20 protein-coding genes, 1 tRNA gene and 1 pseudogene are annotated in these 24,874 nt (G+C 63.7%); 7 read left to right on the plus strand and 15 right to left on the minus strand.

Translation table 11 applies throughout. The features are described 5' to 3' along the window. Positions 1-58 precede the first annotated feature (58 nt). The 4 genes from P6U28_RS16520 to dapA are packed head-to-tail and all read right to left on the minus strand — an operon-like array spanning position 59 to position 2,553. Entirely contained in the window at positions 59-658 is a 600-nt protein-coding gene (locus P6U28_RS16520) for a peroxiredoxin (RefSeq protein ID WP_122402906.1), read from the minus strand. Positions 659-662: 4 nt separating this feature from the next. Next, complete coding sequence (gene smpB / locus P6U28_RS16525) at positions 663-1,136, minus strand: SsrA-binding protein SmpB (protein ID WP_122402905.1); 474 nt, start codon at positions 1,134-1,136, stop codon at positions 663-665. 59 nt (positions 1,137-1,195) lie between these two features. Continuing rightward, positions 1,196-1,609 (minus strand): large conductance mechanosensitive channel protein MscL, encoded by a 414-nt coding sequence (gene mscL, locus P6U28_RS16530; RefSeq protein WP_027573655.1) that lies wholly within the window; start codon positions 1,607-1,609, stop codon positions 1,196-1,198. Between the two features lie 53 nt (positions 1,610-1,662). After that, positions 1,663-2,553: a 4-hydroxy-tetrahydrodipicolinate synthase gene (gene dapA / locus P6U28_RS16535; RefSeq protein WP_122402904.1), complete on the minus strand. Its 891-nt coding sequence runs from the start codon at positions 2,551-2,553 to the stop codon at positions 1,663-1,665. 226 nt (positions 2,554-2,779) lie between these two features. Here dapA and P6U28_RS16540 point away from each other — a divergent pair, with 226 nt between their 5' ends. Continuing rightward, positions 2,780-5,272, plus strand: a complete 2,493-nt coding sequence (locus P6U28_RS16540; protein WP_376707322.1) for a transglycosylase SLT domain-containing protein — start codon at positions 2,780-2,782, stop codon at positions 5,270-5,272. A gap of 461 nt (positions 5,273-5,733) precedes the next feature. Here P6U28_RS16540 and P6U28_RS16545 read toward each other — a convergent pair whose 3' ends face one another. Then, positions 5,734-7,305 carry a porin gene (locus P6U28_RS16545; protein ID WP_122402902.1) on the minus strand — a complete coding sequence of 524 codons (1,572 nt, stop codon included), beginning with the start codon at positions 7,303-7,305 and terminating at the stop codon, positions 5,734-5,736. An 839-nt stretch (positions 7,306-8,144) separates the two neighbouring features. On the opposite strand from P6U28_RS16545, the gene P6U28_RS16550 reads away from it, so the two are divergent. After that, positions 8,145-8,237, plus strand: a tRNA-Ser gene (locus tag P6U28_RS16550). Between the two features lie 900 nt (positions 8,238-9,137). On the opposite strand, the gene P6U28_RS16555 is transcribed toward P6U28_RS16550, so the two are convergent. The 8 genes from P6U28_RS16555 to P6U28_RS16590 all read right to left on the minus strand — a co-directional run bounded on the left by P6U28_RS16555 (position 9,138) and on the right by P6U28_RS16590 (position 16,955). Then, the gene (locus P6U28_RS16555; protein WP_122402900.1) at positions 9,138-9,404 is read right to left on the minus strand and encodes a hypothetical protein; all 267 of its coding nucleotides are present in this window, start codon (positions 9,402-9,404) and stop codon (positions 9,138-9,140) included. A 1,484-nt stretch (positions 9,405-10,888) separates the two neighbouring features. After that, entirely contained in the window at positions 10,889-12,367 is a 1,479-nt protein-coding gene (gatB, locus tag P6U28_RS16560) for an Asp-tRNA(Asn)/Glu-tRNA(Gln) amidotransferase subunit GatB (RefSeq protein ID WP_122402898.1), read from the minus strand. Next, complete coding sequence (locus P6U28_RS16565; RefSeq protein ID WP_122402897.1) at positions 12,364-12,666, minus strand: hypothetical protein; 303 nt, start codon at positions 12,664-12,666, stop codon at positions 12,364-12,366. The genes gatB and P6U28_RS16565 overlap by 4 nt, the downstream gene beginning before the upstream one ends. Beyond that, positions 12,657-14,132 (minus strand): Asp-tRNA(Asn)/Glu-tRNA(Gln) amidotransferase subunit GatA, encoded by a 1,476-nt coding sequence (gatA, locus tag P6U28_RS16570; RefSeq protein WP_122402896.1) that lies wholly within the window; start codon positions 14,130-14,132, stop codon positions 12,657-12,659. The genes P6U28_RS16565 and gatA overlap by 10 nt, the downstream gene beginning before the upstream one ends. Continuing rightward, a complete protein-coding gene (locus P6U28_RS16575) occupies positions 14,129-14,341 on the minus strand; it encodes a hypothetical protein (protein ID WP_122402895.1) in 213 nt (70 codons plus the stop codon). The genes gatA and P6U28_RS16575 overlap by 4 nt, the downstream gene beginning before the upstream one ends. Before the next feature lie 18 nt (positions 14,342-14,359). Further along, on the minus strand, positions 14,360-14,647 hold the full coding sequence (gene gatC, locus P6U28_RS16580) for an Asp-tRNA(Asn)/Glu-tRNA(Gln) amidotransferase subunit GatC (RefSeq protein ID WP_122402894.1): 288 nt from the start codon (positions 14,645-14,647) through the stop codon (positions 14,360-14,362). A gap of 76 nt (positions 14,648-14,723) precedes the next feature. Then, the gene (locus P6U28_RS16585) at positions 14,724-15,800 is read right to left on the minus strand and encodes a nitronate monooxygenase family protein (protein WP_122402893.1); all 1,077 of its coding nucleotides are present in this window, start codon (positions 15,798-15,800) and stop codon (positions 14,724-14,726) included. A gap of 114 nt (positions 15,801-15,914) precedes the next feature. Beyond that, the gene (locus P6U28_RS16590; RefSeq protein ID WP_122402892.1) at positions 15,915-16,955 is read right to left on the minus strand and encodes a nitronate monooxygenase family protein; all 1,041 of its coding nucleotides are present in this window, start codon (positions 16,953-16,955) and stop codon (positions 15,915-15,917) included. Positions 16,956-17,051: 96 nt separating this feature from the next. Between P6U28_RS16590 and P6U28_RS16595 the strand changes: the two genes are divergently transcribed. The 3 genes from P6U28_RS16595 (at position 17,052) to P6U28_RS16605 (ending at position 20,593) form a co-directional block, all read left to right on the plus strand. Continuing rightward, a complete protein-coding gene (locus P6U28_RS16595) occupies positions 17,052-17,942 on the plus strand; it encodes a LysR family transcriptional regulator (RefSeq protein ID WP_122402891.1) in 891 nt (296 codons plus the stop codon). A 196-nt stretch (positions 17,943-18,138) separates the two neighbouring features. After that, on the plus strand, positions 18,139-19,074 hold the full coding sequence (locus P6U28_RS16600) for a cyclase family protein (protein WP_129143240.1): 936 nt from the start codon (positions 18,139-18,141) through the stop codon (positions 19,072-19,074). A 172-nt stretch (positions 19,075-19,246) separates the two neighbouring features. Beyond that, positions 19,247-20,593, plus strand: a complete 1,347-nt coding sequence (locus P6U28_RS16605; RefSeq protein ID WP_407122783.1) for an IS701 family transposase — start codon at positions 19,247-19,249, stop codon at positions 20,591-20,593. A gap of 43 nt (positions 20,594-20,636) precedes the next feature. Here P6U28_RS16605 and P6U28_RS16610 read toward each other — a convergent pair whose 3' ends face one another. Together P6U28_RS16610 and P6U28_RS16615 are read right to left on the minus strand one after the other, a co-directional pair. Then, complete coding sequence (locus P6U28_RS16610; protein ID WP_122402890.1) at positions 20,637-22,862, minus strand: DNA/RNA non-specific endonuclease; 2,226 nt, start codon at positions 22,860-22,862, stop codon at positions 20,637-20,639. Positions 22,863-23,131: 269 nt separating this feature from the next. Beyond that, a pseudogene (locus P6U28_RS16615) lies at positions 23,132-23,357 on the minus strand (hypothetical protein). 46 nt (positions 23,358-23,403) lie between these two features. Here P6U28_RS16615 and ruvX point away from each other — a divergent pair. Together ruvX and P6U28_RS16625 are read left to right on the plus strand one after the other, a co-directional pair. After that, positions 23,404-23,895, plus strand: a complete 492-nt coding sequence (gene ruvX / locus P6U28_RS16620; protein ID WP_162500242.1) for a Holliday junction resolvase RuvX — start codon at positions 23,404-23,406, stop codon at positions 23,893-23,895. A gap of 3 nt (positions 23,896-23,898) precedes the next feature. Continuing rightward, complete coding sequence (locus tag P6U28_RS16625; RefSeq protein ID WP_122402887.1) at positions 23,899-24,822, plus strand: AEC family transporter; 924 nt, start codon at positions 23,899-23,901, stop codon at positions 24,820-24,822. Positions 24,823-24,874: the final 52 nt, after the last annotated feature.

Below are 24,874 nucleotides of genomic sequence, written 5' to 3' on the forward strand. Positions count from 1 at the left end.
GGTTCACCTCTCCCCAACGGAGAGATGCGCCCTCGGCATGCGCCGGCTCAACCAAAACTCATCCGACCTTTGCGGACGATCCGTTGGCCGGATTGGCCTTCAGCCAATCGAGCACATCGCCGGCGTTCCGGTCGGGCGGGAACACCGGATAGAACACATGCGTGATCCTGGCGTCGTCGATGATCAGCGCCAGGCGCTTGATCAACGTCAGGCCTGCGACCTCCATGGTCGGCAAATTCAAGGCGCGCGTCAGCGCCAGCTTCTCGTCCGAGAGCACCGGGAACGGCAGATGCAGGCGCGAGGCCATCTCGGTCTGGTAGTCGTTGCTCTGGGTCGAGAGGCCAAACACATGGGCGGCGCCCGCGGCCTTCAGCTCGGCGAATAGATCGCGGAACGCGCAAGTCTGCGGCGTGCAGCCGCGCGCTCCCGGAATCATATCCCAATCGTCCACCAGCGCGATCTTGCCGGGCTCGCCGGTACGCGGATAGGCGAACACCACGGTCCGGCCACGCAGCGCCGACAGCGTCACCGACCGGTCGTCGGTCGCGAGCAGGCCGATCGGGGGCAGCGTCATGCCAGTCAGATGCGCGGCACCGCCGTCATCGGTGGGCGCCGGAATCTGGCTCCAGTCGACCTCGAGTAGGTTCCGCTGGTTCATCGCATTATCCCCTCGCCCGCATCAGCCGGCCCTTCTCGCGACTCCAGTCGCGCTTCTTCTCGCTCTCGCGCTTGTCGTGCAGCTTCTTGCCCTTGGCAACCGCGAGCTGCAATTTGGCGCGACCGCGCTCGTTGAAGTAAAGCTTGAGCGGGATCAGCGTCATGCCCTCGCGGTCGACCGCCCCCATCAGCTTGTTGATTTGCCGGCGATGCAGCAGCAGCTTTCGCGGCCGCTTGGGCTCGTGATTGAAGCGATTGCCCTGGAGATATTCGGGAATGGTGGCGTTGATCAGCCAGATCTCGCCGTCCTTTGAATCGGCGTAGGATTCCGCGATCGTGCTTTTGCCGCTGCGGATCGACTTGACCTCGGTGCCGGTCAGCGCAATGCCCGCCTCGACCGTGTCTTCGATCGCATAGTTGAAGCGGGCCTTGCGATTCTCCGCCATGACCTTGATCGGACGTTCGTTCTTATCGGCCATGATGCGTTAACCTGATCGAGATGGGCGCGGATTCTAACAGTTCGGATGAAGCGCGCGCGTCACTTCTTGAGGAGATCGCGGATCTCGGTCAGGAGTTCGACTTCGGCCGAGGGCTTTGGCGGCGCGGCCGGAGCGGCCTCGTCCTTGCGCTTCAGGGTGTTCATGGCGCGGATCACCAGGAACAGCACGAACGCGATGATGATGAAGTTGATCGTCAGCGTGAGGAAGCTGCCCCAAGCCAGCACGGCGCCTTGCTTTTTCGCATCGGCTAAGTTGGTGGCTGTGACCTTCGCCGACAAGGGGGTGAAGTAGTTCGAGAAGTCGAGCCCGCCGGTGACGGCACCGATGATCGGCATGATCACGTCGCCGACCAGCGAGTTGACGATGGCGCCGAACGCCGCGCCGATGATGACGCCGACCGCGAGGTCGACGACATTGCCCTTCATCGCGAACTCGCGGAACTCCTTCAGCATCCGTGCGCCCTTCTCCTCGACGCTCATGAAAGACCCCCCGGCGTGCTAAGGCGTCAGTTGATCAGTCCGGCGTGAACCATCGCGCTGCGCACGGCAACGCGGGTCGGCTCGGAAACCGGAACCATCGGCAGCCGCAACGTCTCGTCCAGCTTGCCGAGCAGCGACATCGCGTACTTGATCGGCGCCGGGTTGCTCTCGATGAAGAGGTTGTTGTGCAGCGGCATCAGCTTGTCGTGGATGGCGAGCGCCGACTTGGTGTCACCCTTCTGCCAGGCGGCGTGGAACTCCGAGCACAGGCGCGGCGCCACGTTCGAGGTCACCGAGATGCAGCCATGGCCGCCATGGGCCATGTAGCCGATGATGGTGGCGTCCTCGCCCGAAAGCTGGTTGAAATCCTCGCCCATCGCCGCGCGCTGCTGCGACACGCGAACCATGCTGGCTGTGGCATCCTTCACGCCGGCGATGTTCTTCAGCTCCCACAGCCGCTTCATGGTGTCGACCGACATGTCGATCACCGAGCGCGGCGGAATGTTGTAGATGATGATCGGAATCCCGATCGCATCGTTGATCGCCTTGAAGTGCTGGTACATCCCCTCCTGGGTCGGCTTGTTGTAATAGGGCGTGACGATCAACACGGCGTCTGCGCCCGCCTTCTCGGCGTGCTGGGAGAGTTCGATCGCCTCCTTGGTCGAGTTGGAGCCGGCTCCCGCGATGACGGGCACGCGGCCTTTGGCCTCAGCGATGCACCATTCGACGACCTTCTTGTGCTCGTCATGGCTGAGCGTCGGGCTCTCGCCGGTGGTGCCGACCGGAACGAGGCCGTTCGTCCCCTCGGAAATCTGCCAGTTGACCAGGGAGCGGAAAGCCGCCTCGTCCAGCGAGCCGTTCTTGAACGGGGTGACCAAGGCGGTGAACGATCCCCGGAATTTCGTCTTGGCTGCCATGGACTTCCTCCGTACGCGGCAATCTTGAGAGCAAGCCCCATACATATCGGGTCTATCCCGGCGGTAAAAGGGCCGCCTCGGTGCGAGGCTGCGTTTAGGCCGCGATTTTGCCGCGGTGATGGTGCAAATCGGACCGAGGTAAGCGGGCGTTGGTATTTTCTCCGCATATTCAATCAAATTCAGCTAGGTCTTGAGCCACTTCACTGATTCGGGGCGACCAAACGCCGTGACCTCCTTTGCTCGTGCCACATGGCGATCCCTAGGTCTGGCCGTGTGCCTGATGGCCGGGCTGTCGGTGGGCTGCGCCGCGCTCGCCAAGTCCAATGAGTCCAATGAGATGGCCGCGGAGGCCAAGGATACCGCGAAGCCAGCCGCCAAGGACGCGGCGAAGGAGCCCGTCAAGGGATCAGCCAAGGCCTCAGCCAAGGGAACCGGCAAGGACGCAGCGAAGAGCGCGGGCAAGAGTGCGGCTGGCGCCCCGGCCAAGGACGCAGCAAAGAATCCTGCCAAGGATGCTGCTGGTAAGGAACCTGCGAAAGACAAGTCGAAACCCGCCGCAGCAGTCTCCTCGCCAAAGTCACAGCCGACCGCGAACGGGTCGCCGGCCAAAACCGCATCACCCAAAACCGCACCGCCTAAGACCGCACCGCCCAAGACCGCACCGCCCAAGACCGAGCCGGCGGTGACGGCCACCGTCAGACCCACCGCCCCTGTCACCGCCAAGCCGGTTACAGCTCCCGTCCTGGCTCCTGCGACGCGCCAGCATGCGGCGCCGCGCAAGCCGGTCATCCCGGCCGCCGTCGCTGCGACGTCGTCGACGTCGCAAGCGGACAAGGACACGCTGGAGAGCGTCATCGAGCTCGTGCGCAAGCGCAAGGCCGGTGACGCCACCAATGCGGCCACCGGCATATCGGATCCGGTCGCGCGAAAGCTCGCCGAATGGATCATCCTGCGCAGCGAGGATAACGGCGCGAGCGTGGAACGCTATCGCGCCTTCCTCTCCGCCAATCCGAGCTGGCCGTCGCAGACTTTCCTGCGCCGGCGCCTCGAGGCCGCGATGTGGGACGACAGGCGCGACGATTCGGTCGCGTGGTCATGGTTCGAGAACGAGTCTCCGATCTCCGCCAAGGGCCGCTTCATGCTCGCCAAGGCGATGCTGGGGCGCGGTGACCGCGCCAATGCCGAGCGGCTGGTGCGCGAGGCCTGGCGCAGCGATCCGATGTCGGAGGAGACCGAGAACAACGCGCTCGACCAGTTCGGCGCTCTGCTTACGCCGGGCGATCAGAAGGCGCGGATGGACACCCTGCTCTACGGCAGCGAGACCGAGGCGGCGCTGCGCGCCGCAAAGCGGCTCGGCGCCGGCTATGTCGCGCTCGCCAAGGCCCGCATCGCCGCGGTCAAGAAGGCGCCGAACGCGCGGGCACTGCTCGACGCGGTGCCGCGCGAGCTGCACAGCGATCCCGGCTTCATCTTCAGCAAGATCCAGCTCTTGCGCCGGGAGGAGAAGTTCGCCGAGGCCGCCCAGCTGATGCTGTCCGCGCCCAAGGATCCGGGTCGCCTCCACAATCTCGACGAATGGTGGATCGAGCGGCGCCTGTTGGCGCGCAAGATGATCGACACCGAGGAATTCCGCAGTGCCTATCTGATCGCGCGCGACGCCGCCCTGCCCTCGCGCGACATCTACAAGACCGAGCAGGAGTTCACCGCCGGGTGGATCGCGCTGCGCTTCCTCAACGACCCCGCGACCGCCGCCCAGCATTTTGCCCGCATCGGCGTCGGCAGCGTCAACCCGACCACGCTGGCGCGCGCCGGCTATTGGCAGGGCCGTGCCGCGGAGGCGATGGGCCGCCAGCAGGAGGCGCGCAACGCCTATGCCCGCGCGGCCGAGCAGTCGACCAGCTATTACGGCCAGCTCGCGCGGGCAAAACTCGGCCTGCCGCAGATCGAGCTCAACAGCCAGCCGCGCGGGCGCGGCGCCGAGCGGCTGGAGATCGTGCGCGCCGCGCAACTGCTCTACGAGCTCGACGAACGCGAGCTCGCGGTGCCCATGCTCGCCGACATGGGTGAGAACGGCGATCCCGAGGCGCTTGCCGGCCTTGGCGAGCTCACCCAGCGCTACAGCGATGCGCGCGGCATGTTGCTGGTCGGCAAGGCCGCGCTCAATCGCGGCCTGCCGTTCGACTTCTACGCCTACCCCGTCAATGGCATTCCGCATTTCACGCCGATCGGCCCCGAGGTCGAGCGCAGCATCGTCTACGCCATTGCCCGGCAGGAGAGCGCGTTCAATCCGTCGGTGGTCTCGCCGGCCCAGGCCTACGGGCTGATGCAGGTGACGCCGGATGCCGCGCGCTATGTCTGCAAGCGGCACGGCGCGACCTACGACCTGGGACGGCTGAAGAACGATTCGGTCTACAACGCCACGCTCGGCTCGGCCGAGCTCGGCGGACTGCTAGAGGATTATCGCGGCTCCTACATCATGACCTTCGCCGCCTACAATGCCGGCCGCGGCAGTGTGAAGAAGTGGATCGAACGCTACGGCGATCCGCGCGACCCCAAGGTCGACGCTGTCGATTGGGTCGAGCTGATTCCATTCTCCGAGACGCGCAACTACGTGCAGCGGATCATGGAGAACCTGCAAGTCTACCGCGCCCGCTTCGGCGGCGGCACGCGCCTGCAGATCGAAGCCGATCTGCGCCGCGGCGTCGGAAGCGTGGAATAGCCGATCTCCGCTCTCGCTTCGCAGGCCGGCGCATCGGGGAACGAGCGCCGTCCCGGTCAGGACCCGAGCAGGCGAAGCATCTCGATTGATCGACCACTACCCTCGGGCGTCCTCCCGACTCGCGGCTCAAGCGCGGCGGCGACTGCGGTCAGATCGGGAAGTTCGGCGGTGGCCCGTCTCTCGACAATGAGACGGCGGTCCACTCCTGCTGCAAGGCCCGACCCGCAGTACGGTCGCACGGCCGAGCCGGCCGACGCGGCAGCCCTCCCCGGCGTATTCTCGCTCGGGACTTATGGCGCGGATCCCCCTCCCACACAACCCGCATCGGGTCGCACCGAACCATCGATGGAGGGGAGCAGCGCGAGCTCGGCACTTGGCGCAAGACCGTGGGCATCCGACGCCAGAAAGAAAAGCCCCGGCGGTTTCCCGCCGGGGCTCTCTGTCAGGTCATTAGACCGAACTTACCAGTTGCGCTGAGCGCGGAGCAGCAGGGTGATGCTGTCCTGATCCTTCAGCTCGTACACAGCGGCCGGCTTGGCCGACGTGCCGGACGGGCCGATCGGGCCAACCGTGCCGGAATACTTCTGGTCAAGATGGGTCCAGTTCAGGTCGGCCGAGAACGTCAGGTTCTTGACCGGAGTCCAGCGGGTGATGATACCGACCTGGCCGATCGCGAAGTCGGGGTTGCAGCTCGTCACACCAGCGAGAGCCGCTCCCGTGACGAACACGCCACCGACGCCGCAGAGCGTGGTCTTGGCGAGCGTGCCGAACTGGGCCTGAGCGTAAGCACCGTAGAGCGCGGTGTTCCAGTACGGATCCCAGTTATGGGTATACGCACCACGGAAGCCCCAGGTCTTGACCGTCTCCTGCGAGCTGCCGGTGACGTACACCGTGTCAGGAGCATTGGCGAAGCCGACGCTCTGGTAGGCAATGCCCGAGCTGCCGAACATCTGATAGGAGCTGCCCGCCAGGTTCTGGAAGTTGTAGCGGGTCGCACCGTCGGTGTAGACGCCCTGGATGTTGATCGTGTCACCCGCGCCGGTCGGGATGTTCTTGATCGAGAGGGCGAGCTGAACCGCCCAACCCCACTTGTCGTCGGGGTGGCCAGTCAGCTCGGTCGCGCCGTAATAGCCAACGTGGTTGTCATGCGCAGCGACCGACGCCTGGAACAGGCCCCAGGCCTGGTCGACGCGGACCATACCGACAAGGTTCGGCGAACGCGAGCCGCCGATGGCATTGGTGCCGTAGGAGCCAGCGAGGATGCCGGCCGCAGTCGCGCCGGTCATGTTGAGGTTGCCGGCCTGATAATAGGCCGTCGCGTCTTCCGCCGAGAACGCCGCCGTCACGCCCTGACCGAAGTCAGCGGTGTAGGTGAACTGGTTGACACCAGTGACCGTGCCGCTGCCGCCGACGAGGCTGTCGATGTTGTTGCCGGGATAGTTGGTCCAGGGCGCGTCGAACTGCGACACGGCCTTACCCATGGTGAAGCCGGCGAACTGGATGAAGGCGTAGTACACGCCGAGCGAACCGCCCGAGGTACCGCCGTCAGTCGGGTTGATCGTCGTTCCGCCGACGAGACCCGTACCGGCAGCGTTGAGCGCAACGCCGCTCGTATACTGGGTGCCGCCAGTTCCCGAGCCGGTGGCGACAAAGCCGCCCGTGGTCCAGGAGAACGTCGCATCGAAGAAGGTGCGGACGACGCCGTATTCGGTGGCCGTGCGCGTGTCGATGTTGAGATCTTCACGAGCGCGCATGGTGTAGTAGTTGCTCAGGCGATTGTGCGCACCGGCGGGAGAGCCGTTGGCAATGCCGTAGATGCTGTTGGTGCCCAGCCCGACTTCAGCGCGCAGATAACCACCCAGCTTGATGCAAGTGTCAGTGCCCGGGATATAGTAGAAGCCCGCACCGTACAGCGAGCAGATCTTCACGTATTCGACCGCCTTGGCCTTCACGGGGAGATCGGCTGCCTGCGCTCCGCCCACGGCGATCAGACCCGCCGCTGAGCCGAGCAAAAGGCTCTTAACCAACTTCATGTTAAACCTCCAAGTTGCTCTTCAGGGAAGGTCACTGACCGGACGGCCAATTCCCCAACCCCCTCTAAATCACCGCTTTTGGCCCCTTCGCGCCTTCGGACACACCCGCATGAACGCGAGGGACTTAAGCGAACGACCTAAACGGGACGACCTCGGGATGCCCCCCTCCGTCGCTCAGTCACAATTACCGAAGGTCCTTGCACACACAACAAGAGAACGCTCCGAAACGGGCCGATGAGGCGTGTTTTCCGACGGGTGTTGCACAAATAACACGCAGATGTGATCAAGTCGCCCTCGTAACACATTGTTTATATTTATATTTTTTGAGCGGTTCCATTTGCCATCAAAGTTCCGCACATGAGGCACCGCAGCCGAGACCTCGGCCTGGAGCGGCTTTGATGCGCTGGAATCGTAGAATCAGAAGGAGACTCAATGGGCAGGCATCGCCCGCCTCCGCGCCTCCAGTTTGACACAAGCGCGGTCACAACAACGCCCGAGCCGCGCGGCAAACACTCTTAATCGAGTTATCGAGGCGGAGATGATTGGGAACGGACCGGCAGCTCGGCGGTCAAGACGCAGGGATGCCGACGTTCCATGGGACCCCGCTCACGTATCATTGAATTTCCTAGCAAATTCAGCTTCTGACACGAGCAAGCAGGCTTCTCCATGCGGAACATCCTTGCGCCTTGTGTCAGATGTTCCAGCTTTGGGGCCTGTTCTTTACGGCGTCACCCGCGCGAACAGACCCGTTTGTTTCGAAAGTCACTGGGAATATTCGAGCGAAAACACACGCTTCCAAATTGACCGCCCCAAGTAATTAGAGGCATAAGGCTCGCACCGGAGAGGTGGCCGAGTGGCTGAAGGCAACGCTTTGCTAAAGCGTCATACGGTCTCAAGCTGTATCGAGGGTTCGAATCCCTCCCTCTCCGCCACCCAGCAGCTGTGTCCGGCCCGGAGACATGGGTAACGAAACGTACCTAAGAGATGGGTGACAACCTCGTGCCGATCGGGTTGTCGCGGGGTTTCAAAGTCATCTGCTCCAAGTTCGCTTAGTTGAGGCCGATGGCCTGCAATCTGCTGCATTTCAGCGTGACGCATTCATGGCACGGCTATTTTTGCTCGGCTCGCGCTGTCGCCGTCAACCACGCGCGTGCCGCGCCCTTCGGGCTTCGGGGGTTGACCGCGACAGCGGAGCCAAGCAAGTGGCCCTCCATGCCAAGAATGCACAAGAGCGCGTCTCCGTCAGGGCGCCGTGGTCGTGGCGGAGACATCAGTGATGGGCCTCGGACCGAACGGGTTGTCGCTTTCCACGGCATCCACACCTCCCGCAGAACAAAAGCGGAAAGTGTAACCCATGTGCCCGGTACGTTCTGTCACCTATGTCTCGGGCCGCTCAAGCAGAATCATCCGAGGTCTTCTGCGTTCTCTCAGCTGAAGCGGGCGTGACGCCGGCGCGAAAGCCCGGCGCAAGGATGAGCACGGCGAGCCCAGCTCGATTCGCGTGCTCCTTAATATATGTGTGCACGCACCTAGACGACGGATCGCCCTATCCGCCAATGCGAGGGCGAGATCAGCATAGGCTCGTCAGCCCAAACATTGAACCAGACGCCGCCCTTACGCCGGCATGGAAAGGGCCAGGGCACAATTCCCGTCTTGTGCAGACGCCCGAGTTCCAGATCGCACTCGCCGGGAGCGATCTGAATCGGCAGCCATTGTTCATTCGTAGCCGGGTTGCTCATGCCGTCGGACTTTAGGCGGCGGCACCGGGGAGAAACTTGCTTCAGCGCAACCGGGCCCACCCGTGCGAACACGGGTCAGAGGCGATTCTCGTCTCAGTGCGCGCAGACCCAGGCCCTCGCCTCGCGCTGCGCAACCGAGATCTCGGCGTCCGACATCTGCCCGGCGACTTCCTGGCGCAGCGCTACGGCGTCCTTGCGGCCTTTCAACGCGGCGAGGTTGAACCATTTGTGCGCGGCGACGAGATCGACGATCCCGGAGCGGCCGCTCGCCCAATAGATCCCGCGCTCGAACAGCACGTCCGACAGCGCGCTCGCGTCGACCGGCGTTGCCGTCTCCAGATCGAAAGTACCCTGAAACATCACGCATCCCCTTTGTTCTTATGCCGGTCCCGTTCCCCGAGCGCGGCTTCCGTCCACAAAGCTGTTCAACTCATCCCCATGCCGTTTGCCGGCTTGTTGGAGGCGATGATGGCGGGCAAATTTGAATGGCAGTTTAAGTATCGCGATGAAGCAGACGTAAACGCGAGCGGGCGAGGCCGGCGAGAGGAATTCGAGAAGCCCCTGATTTGCCGGCACTTCTGCAATTCGTCAGCTTCGGTTTACCGCGGGATTTTGGGAGAACGATAACCATTGCGCGCGGACGGATGTGCGGCGTGGCGTACTGCGTGCAGCTCATCGTCGTCAGCCGCGCAGGCGGGTGACCCAGTATTCCAGAGACAGAAGTCATCCCCCGAGAAGCCGCGGCGTACTGGATCGCCCGGTCGAAGCCGGACACAGCGAATGGGGATCCCTGCGTGCGAACAATGGAATCAGGGCCCCAGCCCTCGCCTGCTCCAAGGCAGAACACCGACGTCGGCGCGGACGCGTCGCGGTCAGATCAACAATGTCGGGGGGAATGGAATGCCGGCAATGCCCCGGCTTCGAGAGAACGAGGGCGTCGGCGAACACGTCAGGACCAGATTCCACTTTGGCCCGAAGGCCTCTCGTGAAATTGCGGAGCCCCCAAGAAGGAGAACCGCACCGAACGAAGAAAACTCGTTTCTTCTGCCGGACCGCGAAAGAGAACAGCCCGACCGTTGACCTGATGTCTCGCCGACACCCTCTATCGTCGACCAGAACCTCCAGGAGGCGCTGATGACGTGCCGGCTATCTGGAGCCGGCAACTTCAGAAGCGAAGTTACTTCTTCTTCGCGACCTTGCGGGTCTTCTTCGCAGTCTTCTTCACTGCGCTCTTCGCCTTCTTCGCCTTCTTCGCCTTCTTCGCTTTCTTGGCCATGTTGCCCTCCGATGTGTGAGATGGCTTTAATCGCTGCGTGCACTCGGGGATCGAATGCACTTCATCCCGAATACACCAACACGAAGAAAAAAACAGCTTCTCGCTTAAAGAAGTGTTGACGCAGCAAGGCGCGTGCGCTTGGCGGGCGCGACGCAGGCGCTTCGCATCATGTGCGATTGCGATCGAGCAGAGTGATCGCATCGTCGCCGTTCGCGAACGACGCGATTGCACAAAAACACTATGCCGCAAGTATTTTTTCGCACGCGCGCATCGCGTGCGATCGACGCGACGGCGCGCATCGACAATCGCGCGATCGTGTCGCGAAAGCGTTTCGCGGACTCTGAGTCGCGAATTTTGGCAACGAAAATATTTTCATGCTTAACGGCGCGAGCGCTCGCCGAAGCGTCCGCAAGGCGCCGTTTTGGGCGAATCGCGTGACGGCGATTCGGTCGCGCCACCGCTGTCGATCGGGATGAAGTTTGCCGTTCGAGGATGCGCGCGAGCGGCGCACCGAGAGCCGAAAGCGAGGTGACGAAACGGTCCGTCACCTCGTTCGAACGTGTGAGGATCAGACGCCGAGCTTGGCCTTGAGCAGCTCGTTGACGCTCTGCGGGTTGGCCTTGCCGCCGGACGCCTTCATCACCTGGCCGACGAACCAGCCGAGCGACTGCGGCTTGTCCTTGACCTGCGCCGCCTTGTCGGGATTGGCCGCGATGATGTCGTCGACCACCTTCTCGATCGCCGAGAGGTCGGTGACCTGCTTCATGCCGCGGCTTTCCACCAGCGCGCGGGGATCGCCGCCTTCCTGCCAGACGATCTCGAACAGATCCTTGGCGATCTTGCCCGAGATCGTGCCCTCGCCGATCAGATCGATGATCGCAGCGAGCTGCTCGGCGTTGACTGGAGAGTCCGCGATATCCCGGCCTTCCTTGTTGAGACGGCCGAACAGCTCGTTGATCACCCAGTTGGCCGCCATCTTGCCGTCGCGCGCGCGGTTGGCAAGCCTGTCGAGCACGGTCTCGTAGAACACCGCACTCTCGCGCTCGGCGACGAGCACGCTCGCATCATAGGCCGAGAGGCCGAAATCGGCGACGAAGCGCGTCTTCTTCTGGTCCGGCAGCTCCGGGAGTTCAGCCTTCAGCTCGTCGACGAACGCCTGGCTGAACTCCAGCGGCAACAGGTCGGGATCGGGGAAGTAGCGATAGTCGTGCGCCTCTTCCTTGGACCGCATCGAGCGTGTCTCGCCCTTGTTGGGATCGTAGAGCCGCGTCTCCTGCTCGATCTCGCCACCATCCTCGATGATCTCGATCTGGCGTCGCGCCTCGTACTCGATCGCCTGGCCGATGAAGTTGATCGAGTTCATGTTCTTGATCTCGCAGCGGGTGCCGAGCGGCCCGCCCGGCTTGCGCACCGACACGTTGACGTCTGCGCGCAAGGATCCCTTCTCCATGTCGCCGTCGCAGGTGCCGAGATAGCGCAGGATCGAGCGCAGCTTGGTCACATAGGCCTTGGCCTGCTCGGCATCCCGGATGTCGGGCTTGGAGACGATCTCCATCAGCGCGACGCCGCAGCGGTTGAGGTCGACATTGGACATGGTCGGTGACCGATCGTGCAGCAACTTGCCGGCGTCCTGCTCCAGATGCAGCCGCTCGATGCCGATCGTGACGCTGCGGCCGCCGTCGAGCTCGACCAGCACCTCGCCCTCGCCGACGACCGGCGATTTGTACTGGCTGATCTGGTAGCCCTGCGGCGAGTCCGGATAGAAATAGTTCTTGCGGTCGAACACCGAGCGCAGATTGATCTTGGCGTTGAGGCCGAGACCGGTCCGGACAGCCTGCCTGACGCATTCCTCGTTGATGACAGGCAGCATCCCCGGCATCGCGGCGTCGACCAGCGATACGTGGCTGTTCGGCTCGCCGCCGAATGCGGTGGACGCGCCCGAGAACAATTTTGCGTTCGACGTCACCTGGGCATGGATCTCCATGCCGATGACCATCTCCCAATCGCCGGTGGCGCCTTTGAGAAGCTTGTGCGTGGCCGTGCTCATGTCTTGCTCCCGAGCAGCGTGGCAGCGATCCGCTCCCACTCCGCTTTCAATGAATCCTTCGCTACGGGCTGGCCGGCCTGGCGGTACCAGTAGCCGGCATTGCCGAGATCGCCTTCGACGCGGTGCAGATAGGCGTGCACCCAGGCGGCCTCACGGCTGCTTTCATCCTGAACGATCTTGTGGGCGCGGTCCCAGTCGCCCTTGGCGGCCCACCAGAGACCTCTAAGCGGCGCGTTCAGGCTAGGCGCGGGCACCGCGCCGTCGAGGCTCGCGATGAAGGCCGCGACATTCACCACCACCTCTCGGGCACGAAGCGGCCGGCGGCCTGCTCGATCACCTCGCCGAGCGAGAACAGCGTCTCCTCGTCGAACGGCCGACCGATCAGTTGCAGGCCGAGCGGCAGGCCCTGCGCGTCCTTGCCGGCGGGCACGGCGATGCCGGGCAGGCCCGCCATGTTCACGGTCACCGTGAAGATGTCGTTGAGGTACATCTCGACCGGATCGGCGCCGCCCTTCTCGCCGATGCCGAAAGCCGCCGACGGCGTCGCCGGGGTGAGGATCGCATCGACGCCCCTCGCGAAGCAGTCCTCAAAATCCTTCTTGATCAGCGTGCGCACTTTTTGCGCGCGCAGATAATAGGCATCGTAATAGCCGGCCGAGAGCACATAGGTGCCGATCATGACACGGCGCTTCACCTCCGCGCCAAAACCCTCGGCACGGGTGTTCTCGTAGAGCTCGATGATGTTTCTGCCCTGCTCGCGCAGGCCGTAGCGCACGCCGTCATAGCGCGCGAGGTTGGAGGAGGCCTCCGCCGGCGCCACGATATAATAGGCCGGCAGCGCATATTTCGTGTGCGGCAGCGACACCTCGACGAGCTCGGCGCCGGCGCTCCTCAGCCAGTCCGCACCCGATTGCCAAAGCTTCTCGATCTCCGCCGGCATGCCGTCGAGACGGTACTCCCGGGGAATACCGATCTTCATGCCCTTCACGGACTTGCCGATCGCCGCCTCGTAGTCCGGCACGGGAATGTCGACCGAGGTCGTGTCCTTCGGATCGTGGCCGGCCATCGAACGCAGCAGCATCGCGGCATCGCGCACGCTGCGCGCGATCGGACCGGCCTGGTCGAGCGAGGAAGCAAAGGCGACGATGCCCCAGCGCGAGCAGCGGCCATAGGTCGGCTTGATGCCGACCGTCGCGGTGAACGCCGCCGGCTGGCGGATCGAGCCGCCGGTATCGGTCGCAGTCGCGCCCATGCAGAGCAGTGCCGCCACGGCCGAGGCCGAGCCGCCGGACGAGCCGCCGGGCACCAGCGTGGCGTTGCTGCCGTCGCGCCGCCAGGGATTGCCGACGGGCCCGAAGCAGGAGGTCTCGTTCGACGAGCCCATCGCGAACTCGTCATTGTTGAGCTTGCCGAGCATCACGGCACCATCGCGCCAGAGCTGCGAGGTGACGGTCGACTCATACGTCGGCACGAAATTGCCGAGGATTTTCGAGCACGCCGTGGTGCGCACGCCCTTGGTCGCGAACAGATCCTTGATGCCGAGCGGGATGCCGGCGAGCGGGCCGGCGTCACCCTTGGCGATCTTGCCATCGGCCTCCCGTGCCATCGCGCGGGCCTGGTCGGGCGTCTCCATCACGAAGGCGTTGAGCACGCGCGCGGCTTCGATCGCGGAAAGATGCGCGTCGGTCAGCTCGAGCGACGTGAAAGTCTTGTCGGCGAGGCCCTTGCGGGCCTCGGCGAGCGTCAGCGATGTCAAATCGGTCATTTATTGATCGGGCTGCAGAAGAACGGAGACAGGGTCTTGTCGTTGGCCGGGTCGTCTTTTTTGGCAGCGGCTTTCGCGGCAGCCTCGATCTCGTCGAGCACGGCATTGACGGCGACATTGGGATCGGCAGCCTTGCCCTGCCGCTCCATGTTGTCGAGGTAATTCATGTAGGCCTGATAGGCCTTTTCATCGTCGCAAAGCAGGCACATCGGACCACGTCCTAAGAGTTACTCTACGACCTTGGGCACCAGGAAGAAGTGACCTTCGGTCGCGGGCGCGTTGGCAACGATATCGTCGGCGATCTCGCCGTCATTGACCACGTCCTGCCGCTTCTTCATCTGCATCGGGGTGACCGAAGTCATCGGCTCCACGCCCTCGACATTGACTTCCGAGAGCTGCTCGACAAAGGCGAGCATGGCGTTGAGCTCGCCCTGCAGATGCGGAACCTCCTCCTCGGACACCGCAATGCGCGCCAGATGCGCGATGCGGCGGACGGTAGCGGCGTCAACGGACATTATATAAGGCCTCTCACGGCAAAACCTATGTGCCGTATAGCAGAGGCCGCTTTTGCGCCGCAACCGGCGCTTCCCCCTATCCGGCGAGGGCCTTCATGCGCCCGAGCGCCGATTTGGCGAGATCCCGGGTCAATTCGGCGGCGGGCACCTCGCGGCCCAGCGCAATCGCCTGTCCCGCCCAGAGATTGGTGAAATCCACCCTGCCCTGCTTTTCGGCAGCGGCCTTCAGCGGCCCCAGCGCGGTCGCGGCATGGGGAAAAGGCGGCGCATCCGGCGAGACCGGGCCGGCCTCACGCATCAGGCGGTTCTGCACGCCGCGCGCCGGACGGCCCGTCATGACATTGGTGATGACGGTGGAATCGTCCCGCGCTTCAGCGAGCGCCTTGCGGCCGCCCGCGCTGACCTTGGATTCCGGACAGCGCAGGTAAGCGCTGCCGATCTGCACGCCGGAGGCACCGAGCGCAAAGGCTGCGGCAATGCCGCGTCCATCGGCAATGCCACCGCAGGCGATCACCGGCACCTTCACGGCATCGACGACCTGCGGCACCAGCGCGAAGGTGCCGGGCTGCTCGGCGATGTTGTCGGTCAGGAACATGCCGCGATGCCCCCCCGCCTCGGCGCCTTGCGCGATCACGGCGTCGACGCCGTGCTGCTCGAGCCAGACCGCTTCCTTCACGGTCGTGGCGGACGAGATGACGAGACAGCCGGCCGCCTTGACGCGCCTCAGCAGCGCTTGCTCCGGCAGGCCGAAATGGAAGCTGACGACCTCCGGCTTCAGCTCCTCGACCACTTCACAGAACGCCGCATCGAAAGGCGCGCGGTTTGCAGCATTGATCGGTGCCGAGGGATCGAGACCATGCTCGGTGTAATAGCCCGCCAACCGTTGCTTCCAGCGCGCTTCGGCCTCCGCCGTGAGCTCGACCGGTGTATGGCAGAAGAAGTTCATGTTGACCGGTGCCTTCACGCGCTGGCGGATGAGACCGACCTGCTCGCGCGCCTTCTCTGCCGAGATCATTGCGCAGGGCAGCGACCCCAGCGCCCCGCCTTGCGCAGCCGCAACCACCAGCTCCGCATCCATCACGCCAGCCATCGGCGCCAGCACGATCGGGAATTCGGTCTTGAAGAGGTCGATCAGTCGACGGTCAGGCCACATGGTTCTTGCCTCGTATTCGCTTTCCCATCTCCCCTTGAGAGGGTGGATCGCCGCGCAGCGGCGAGACGGGTGAAGGGTGTGTCTCCGCGGACGCAGACCTCTTCGGATTTGAATTTATTCTCCGCGGACAAAGCCCCTCATCCGGCGCTGCGCGCCACCTTCTCCCACAAGGGAGGAAGAGAAGGCATCGGTCACCGAATTTCGTTTTCCTTCGAGCAGCTGCTCGGCCTCGACCGCGATCCGCTCGACGATCTCGGCTGCGGGCGGAATATCATGGATCAGGCCAACGGCTTCGCCGGCAAACACGGCTGCAACCTCGAAATTGCCCGCGGCCTTCGCCGCAGCATATTCAACGGCGACCTCACTGGCGCGTTGCATGAGCTCGACCTCGCGACCCGTCCAGCGTTTGATGTGATCATTGACCAACGTTCGCGCGGTGAACGGCGCCGGCCAGAACAGCTCCCGCGACCAGTCGGCGATGACGCCGCGCACCGTCTCATTGCCGTCGGCATCGCGAATGCGCTGCTTCGCCTTCTCGGCGCCATTCGCCTCCACGCTCGCATAGAAGCGCGTACCAATCAGCACGCCGGATGCCCCCAGCATCATCATTGCTGCGAGGCCCCGGCCATCGGCGATCCCACCGGCCGCGACAACCGGCACGCGCCTGGCCGCGAGATCGACGATGGCAGGCACGATATCGACCGTGGTGCGCGAGGCGCCGTGGCCACCCGCCTCCGTCCCTTGCGCGATCAGGATCTCGGCGCCGGCATCGAGCGCTTGCTTCGCCATGTCCTCGCTCTGCACCTGGCAGATCAGCCGCACGCCGCTCGCCTTGATGCGCAACGCGAACGGCGCGGGATCGCCGAACGAGAGCATGATCGCTTGCGGGCGAGCGTCGAGCGCGATGTCGAGCAGCTCGGGCTGTTTGGCGAGGCTCCAGGTGATGAAGCCGATCCCGAACGGCGCAAAACCCTTCAGCTCGGCAGCCTCAGCCTGAAGCCGGGCCCGGTCGCCGTAACCGCCACCCAGGATGCCGAATCCACCCGCCTCGCTGACGGCGCGGGTCAGCCGGGTGCCGGCGATCGTGTCCATGGGCGCCGACAGGATCGGATGCTTGATCCGAAGCAGCTCCGTGAGCGGCGTTGTGATTGGCATGAATCCTCCCACTCTGGACAGCGAGACTAGGCGCAGCTAGCATTCGCGAAAAATGAATTGTTGCGAATGCTGCCATCTCCAAAGCGGAACGACGCCATGGAACTCAGCGACATCAAGACCTTCGCCGCCGTCGCCCGCACCGGCGGCATCACCCGCGCCGCCGAAGAGCTCAACACCGTGCAATCGAACGTGACCCAGCGCGTGAAGGCGCTGGAGGCGGAGATCGGCACGCCGCTGTTCGAGCGCCACAGCCGCGGCATGACGCTGACAGGCGCCGGCAAGCGCCTCCTCCCCTACGCGCAAAAGATGGCGGCGCTGTCGCGCGAAGCCTTGCTCGCCGCGCGTGACGACGGCGAGCCAAAGGGACCGCTCGCCATCGGCTCGATGGAGACAACGGCAGCGGTGCGGCTGCCGCCGCTGCTGGCCGATTTCCACCGCCGCTTTCCCGCGGTGCGACTTTCCTTGCGCACCGCGCCGACCGCCGACCTCGTCACTGGCGTGCTCGACGGCACGCTCGACGGCGCCTTCGTCGCGGGGCCCATCACGCATGACGACCTCACCGCGACGAGCGCCTTCCGCGAGGAGCTGGTGCTGGTCAGCGCGCGGCGCTGGGCTTCGCTCGCCGAGCTGCGCGCCGGCACGCCGGAGTCCGGCCCGACCGCACTGGTATTCCGCACCGGCTGTACCTACCGCCAACGGCTCGAACAGGTGTTCGTCGAGTTCGGCTGGCCGTCGGCCGCACGCTTCGAGCTCGGCACGCTCGACGGCATGATCGGCTGCGTCGCCGCGGACATGGGTGTGACGCTGCTGCCGCGCGCGGTTGTCGAGCGCAGTGCGATGCACGGCAGCGTGTCGATCCACACGCTGAGCCCTTCGTACGCACGCGCGGAGACGCTCTTCATCCAGCGCAGCGCCGGACATCAATATAGCGCGCTTCAAGGCTTCGCCGCCTGCCTGAAGAAAGACGACGACGTCATCGCGGCCTGACGCGAGCGCAGACGTTCCACGACACGAAATTCGCCGTCACAAATTTGTCGTACTCACAGTGCGCGCAGCCGATGCTGCGTTCAGCCGTCGCATCACAGCGCTCGAAAAGTTTTGAAGCGCGTGAGTATTCTACGTTAGGATGAGAGACTGGCCAGCGCGAAACCGTAACGAAGCCAAAACATCGGGAGGACTATCGATGCGCAATACACTCGTGTTGTGCTGTGTCGCCGCGTTGTCGGCGATGTCAGGAACTGCAAGCGCTCAGGACTGGACCAAATCGAAATGGGGGCCGAACGACGAGATCGGCGCCGCCAATTACATGACGCCCGAGCTCGTGGTGAAGGCGGCATCGCTGGTGAAGACCGGCAAGACCTATGCCCTCGGCATTCCCGTCACACCGCAAACGCCGGCCTATCCTCCGCGCAGCTTCAAGATCACCGTGGTCCAGCCGGGACAGGCCGGCAGCCCGGGCCTCGGTCCCAACAAGGCCACCTACAATGACGATATCCTCGACACCTGGGTCGGCATCGGCAGCCAGCTAGACGGCCTCGGCCATCTCGGCGTCGAGCACGTCTACTACAACGGCAACAAGCTCGCCGATTTCGCCGATCCGACCGGGCTGAAGAAGCTCGGCATCGAAAAGGTGCCGCCGATGGTCACGCGCGGCGTGCTGCTCGACATGGCGGCCTATTTCAAGACCGACGTGGTGAAGGAAGGTACCGCCTTCAACATCAAGGAGATCGAGGAAGCCGCCAAACAGCAGAACGTCGAGATCCGCCAGGGCGACGTCGTCATCTTCCACACCGGCTGGCTCAGCCTGATCGGCAAGGACGACAAGCGCTACTCGGCCGGCGAGCCCGGTCTCGGCGTCGAGGGCGCGAAGTACCTCACCAGCAAGGGCGTCGTCGCGATCGGTGCCGACACCTGGGCGCTCGAGGTGCTGCCGTTCGAATCCAAGAACGTGTTCGAGGTGCACCAGATCCTGCTCGCGATGAACGGCACCTACATCCTCGAAAACATGGACACCGCCGCGCTCGCCCGAGACAAGGGCTACGAATTCCTGTTCGTGCTGGGACAGCCGCGCTGGACCGGCGGCGTGCAGGCGATGATCAACCCGATCGCGATCCGCTGACATCCCACACGGCTCCGTCGCAACAGCCCCGGGTGAGGGTCTTGCAGTGTCTCGAGAGAGTACACCGCTCCCTCACCCGAATGCTGCGCCGGTCCCGCCGCTCGAACCTAGCACTACTTTGGCAGATTGTTGATTTTGGCGCGTTTTATAGGATTCCCGAATCAATTTTTCAATGATTCATGGGTGGTCGGCTCTTGGAGGGCTGACCATGCTGGGATGGGAAGACGAACTCGAACGCTGGCTGATGCCGTTCTTGGACCGACTGGGTCATAAGACCCGGCAGCGGATGTGTCCTCTGTATGTTGCGGGATTGATCGGTCCCGGCGATCGTAAGAGCGTTCAGCCGATGGCGGAACGCCTTGCCACCAGCACCTACGACCAGTTGCACCATTTCATTGCGGACGGTGTCTGGGACGCGACGCCGCTGGAGACAGAGTTGCTCAACCAGGCGGACCGACTTGTCGGCGGCAGGGATGCGGTGCTGGTTATTGATGACACCTCACTTCCCAAGAAGGGTGAGCGCTCGGTCGGTGTTGCGGCTCAATACGCCTCGGCTCTCGGTAAAACGGCAAATTGCCAAACACTGGTGTCTTTGACGCTTGCGCGCGGCGAAGTACCCGTGATGGTCGCGTTACGTCTCTTTCTGCCTGACAGTTGGACAAGCGACGAATCTCGTTTGAAGCGCGCTCGCGTGCCAGTCGAACATCGAACGCCACGGTCCAAGCCGGAGATTGCTTTGGCCGAGATTGACCGCGCGATAGCAGCCAACGTGCGCTTTGGATATGTGCTGGCGGATGCAGGATACGGCCTCAGCGCACCGTTTCGACAAGGGCTAACAGAGCGCGGGCTGGTCTGGGCTGTCGGAATCCCGCGGCACCTGAAAGTGTATCCGGTCGATGTGAAGCTCATTTGGCCGATTACCAAAGCCCGCGGGAAACCACGAAAGCACCACGTGCCCGATATCTTATCAATTGCGGCCGAGCAAATGCTGGCCGGCGCCAAATGGAAAACCGTGAGTTGGCGTAGCGGGACGAAAGGTCGGCTTAAAGCCCAATTTGCTGCGGTCCGTGTCCGGACCGCCGACGGCCCTCCGCAGCGGATATGGGATAAAGGTCAGCAGCATCTCCCAGGCGACGAAGCCTGGCTCATTGGCGAGCAACGTGCGTCCGGGGAGAAGAAATACTATCTGGCCAATCTTCCGGCGGCGACGGATCTGCGCACGCTGGCCGCCACCATCAAGGCACGGTGGATTTGTGAGCAGGCGCATCAGCAGTTGAAGGAGGAACTTGGACTTGATCACTTCGAAGGGCGATCATGGCAAGGTCTTCATCGCCACGCCCTGATGACAATGATTGCCTACGCCTTCCTGCAACATCGTCGCCTCGCACACGCGGGGCGGAAAAAGAATCTACGGGCCTCCGCCTCAGCCAACCATGCCAGCCGTACGTCACGCCATCGTCGATCTCATCCTTCGGCCGCAGTCTCAGCATTGCCCATATTGCCGAAGGCAAATCCGTGAAAAACAGCGGCGAAAACACAATCTGCCAAAGTAGTGCTAGGCTCTAGATCCGAATGTCCTCATAGGATTCGATCCGCCGCGGGCCGACCGAGGTTGCCTCGTGCGAGTCCGCGTCGGCGAGATTGCCGAAGTCGAGCTTGGTCAATTTCGTCAGATCCGCGATCGAGACCTGGAACACGCTGACGTCTGCTTCGGACATCCGCTCGAGCAGATCCGCCTCCTGGATGCGGTCTATCTCCATAACCTGCTTTCGCTGGCTCATCAGGAACGCCGCCGCTTTGAGCGCGTCGCCATCCTCGTTGCGCCGGATCAGGATCTTCCAGAAATATTTCGGGATTTGAACCCCGCCAAAGCTCGGATCCTTGTGCGGCCGGCCGGCCGGATCGGGCAGATCGGATCCGTCGGCATCCGGTCCGTCGAACACCGGGCCGTTCATGACGATGCCCTTCTCCTCGCCTTCGAGCAGGACATCACGCGTGTAGTCCTCCAGTCCTGCCCAGAGCTGCTTGCCCTGATTGAACGAGAAGAACTGCGGCGAGCAGTTGGTGAAATGGAAGGAATCGTCGCCATGCTGCTTGGCTGCGGCGACGGTGTCGCCCCAGGTTGCATCCAGACGGCGTACGAGATGACCGCGGTCGAACGGATTCTTGCTGCGGTCCGCCTCGAAGGTGGCCTGCTTGCGGTAGAACTCATCGCCGATCTGGACGTCGTCGTCGATGCGCGGATCGCGCAACCAGGAATCACCTTCCCGCTTGCCGACGTCCTGCTGCTTGCCGCCATCGATATTGACGCAACTGAAGAAGGCGAGCCTGCGCTCTTTGTTCATGACGACGCTGTAGTTGAAATATTTCAGCTCGGACTGCTTGGAGCTTCCCTTCAGCATCGCGATCCGGGACTTGAGAGCGGACGGAATCTTCGGCAACGGCACCGAGAACTTGCCGGTGCCCAGGAAATTCGCCTTGTATCCGGGACGCGATTTCAGCGTGCTCTGATCGATATGCACGGCCTCCATCGGCAAGCCGTTCTTCGCGCTGATGTTGGGCAACAAGCCCGCCGGTGGGGCGATCAACGGCTTGCCGCCATTGTGCATGCCGCCGTTCGGTGCTCCGCCGTTGCCTCCCGGCGGGCCCTGCACGGGCGCCGGCGGAGGCATCGGAATTTCCGTCCTGAACATCGGCAACGGCACGCGGATCGGAACCACGAGCGAGGTCCCGTCGAGGGATTGCTCGACCCAGGCATTGGCACCGAAAGCAGGCGCGGGGGCCGGCGGCCGGACTTTCGCGACCTCGTCCCGGATCGGCGGCTCCTCCTCATCGAGCACCGGCCTGATCAAGGGATGAGAACCAATCGCAACTTTGAGATCGGCGACGATCGCGCTGATCCGGATGCCTTCATTGGCGATCCAGTCGATCGAGGATTCGTCCATCGTCGGCTTCCACACCTTGCCGTCCTTGGTCAGGGTGCGGCCCTGCGCATCCTTCCGAGGAACGCCACTGTGGTGCAGCGCGACCACCTGCCAGAAGCGGTTGAACGCCGGCGATCCCGATGATCCGGCCGTCGTATCGGTGTTGTACCAGAGGAAGTCGCCGACATATTTGAGCAGCTTGTTCTCGCGGACGCAGACCTGCTTCATCTGACCGCTGGGATGCTGGATGATGGTGAGGTACTCGCCGGGGTCTGCCTTGCCGGGCGCGCCGCTCAGCGGCAGCCATCCCCAATCCTCGAGCCCCTCGTTGCCTGACAGCGAGGTCGGCGCCACCGCAACGACCGAGAAATCCAGCCTGTCGTTGGTGTAGAAGAATTTGCCCGGCTCGAATCCGAACCGCACCGGCACACGCTCCTGTCCCGAAACATCCAATTCATAGTTGAAATCGGCAATCGAATTGGCCGCCTCGGCCGGCGTACCGAAGACATGATGGTTCGTCAGCAGCAGGCCGGGTCCGATCAGAAAGCCCGAGCCATAGCCGAGCAGGTTCGACTTGAGATCCCTGAGTTGAATGCGGCAGACCGGGCGCGAGGCGGCCGTTCCCTTGGCCAGGTAATTGATGCTGTCGAGATCATTGCCCTGGAGAATTCGCTCCAGGCCGATCTCGGCCGCCTGCACGTCCTGCGTCTCGGCCAGGAGCTGGCGCTGGCGCTGGCGTATCTTTTCGACGGTCATCTCGATCGGCCCGTCGCCCAATTTACGGTTCAGGGCATCGGGTGAGAACTCGGCTTGCTTGAATCGCCTTTCTGAGCCCGCGATCAGGCTTGGCTTGATGAGCATCATGACCTCTCAAAATACTGGGCGAATATTGGACATGGTCGGCGCCTGAAAATCTGCGCCAAGGTTGCAGCGCGGTTCGGACCGCAGGTCGCTGCCGATCGTTCTGAAAATCGGGGCACCGCCCCTACTACTTTAGGCCTATATATTTATTCCACAACAACCAGAGCGTCAATCAACGTGCGCTGCTGAGGACGCGACATCATGCCATGGTCTGCGGCGCCGTCCGTGTGACATTTGCCACAAATGATCGCTGCATTTGTCCGCCACCGTTCTCATGCGCTTCTTCCGATCGCCTTCAGCTGCCATCGTCGCAGCGCCACGATGGACCAGATCGCCTCGACCAGGCCGAACGGCCAGGCCCTGGAGGAAACCGTAAGCCGAGCCGAGCGCGCAGGATGCGGCGAACAGCAGCACGAACCAGTGGCTGCGATCCTCCAGGGCATAAGTGACCAGCATTGCCGTGACGGCGAACAGGCCGAATAATGTCAGCGCATCCATGTTCCGGGTTCACTCCGCAGCGTGACGCGTGATATGCGCTAACGCCATGCCGGCTCTTATCCTGCCTCTCGTCGAAGCTGCAACCCATTGGCCCGCGCGCGGCGCGCTGGTCGGGCTCGATCTCGGCACCAAGACCATCGGTGTTGCCGTGTCCGACCCCGATCGTCGGCTTGCGACCGGCGTCGAGACCATCTCCCGCAAGGCGTTCAAGCAGGATGCCGCCCGCCTGCTCGCGATCGCGGCCGAGCGCAAGGCGGCCGGATTCGTGCTCGGCCTGCCCATCAACATGGACGGCAGCGAGGGCCCGCGCGCGCAATCCACCCGCGCCTTCGCGCGCAACCTTGCCGGCCTGACCGCGCTTCCCATCGGTCTCTGGGACGAGCGCCTCTCGACCGCGGCGGTCGAGCGCGAGCTGATCGGCATGGACGTCAGCCGTGCGAAGCGCGCCGAGGTGATCGACGAGCATGCCGCGATCTTCATCCTGCAAGGCGCGCTCGACCGCCTCGCCAATCTTCGCGCCAGCCCGGGGATCGATTGATCCATGGCCGTCGTCGTCGCGGCGCTGCTGCCGGTCTTCATCCTCATCGTGCTCGGCATCGTGCTGAAGCGCAGCCTGATGCGGCTCGACACGCAGTGGCACGGGCTGGAGCGGCTGACTTATTTCGTGCTGTTCCCGATGCTGCTGATCCAGACGCTGGTGAAGGCGGATCTCTCCAAGGTGCCGGTCGCCGGCGTCGGCGGCGCGCTGCTGCTGTCGGCGCTCGGGATGTCGCTGCTGTGCCTCGCGCTGCGCCCTGCCCTTTCGCGGCTCGATATCGACGGCCCCGCCTTCACCTCGATCTTCCAGGGCGCGACGCGCTGGCAGACCTTCGTCGGGCTGTCGGTGGCCGCCAACATGTTCGGCGACGTCGGGCTGGCGCTCGCTTCGGTGGCGATGGTCGCGATCATTCCGCTGGTCAACGTGTTCAGCGTCGCGGTGCTCGCCCATTACGCATCGCCCGAGAAGCAATCCGGCCGCGCCATCGTCATGACCTTGGTGCGCAATCCCCTGATCTGGGCCTGCGCGATCGGCCTCTTCATCAATGTCACCCGCTTGCCGCTGCCAAAGCTCTGGCATGAGGTTGCCGACGCGCTCAGCCGTTCCTCGCTCGCGATCGGCCTGCTCGTCACCGGCGCGGGGCTGCATCTCGAAGGCCTGCTGCGTCCGAGCGCCGCCGCTGCGATCGGCGTCGCCTTCAAGCTGGTACTGATGCCCGCACTCGCCCTCGCGCTTGCCGTCTGGTTCGGCCTGTCGGGCGAGAGCCTGGCGATCGTTGCGATCTGCTCGGCGGTGCCGACCTCGTCGAGCGCCTATGTCCTCGCACGCCAGATGGGCGGCGACGCGCCGCTGCTGGCGCAGATCATCACGCTACAGACGATGCTGGCGGCGATCACGATGCCGATGGCGATCGCGCTGGTGGCTTGAGGCGAACGACCGAACGCCGACCGATCGTACTCGTTCCGACCGAGCGGCTCCG

Origin of the sequence: Bradyrhizobium sp. STM 3561 (assembly GCF_045571455.1) — a bacterium.
Taxonomy (GTDB): domain Bacteria; phylum Pseudomonadota; class Alphaproteobacteria; order Rhizobiales; family Xanthobacteraceae; genus Bradyrhizobium; species Bradyrhizobium vignae.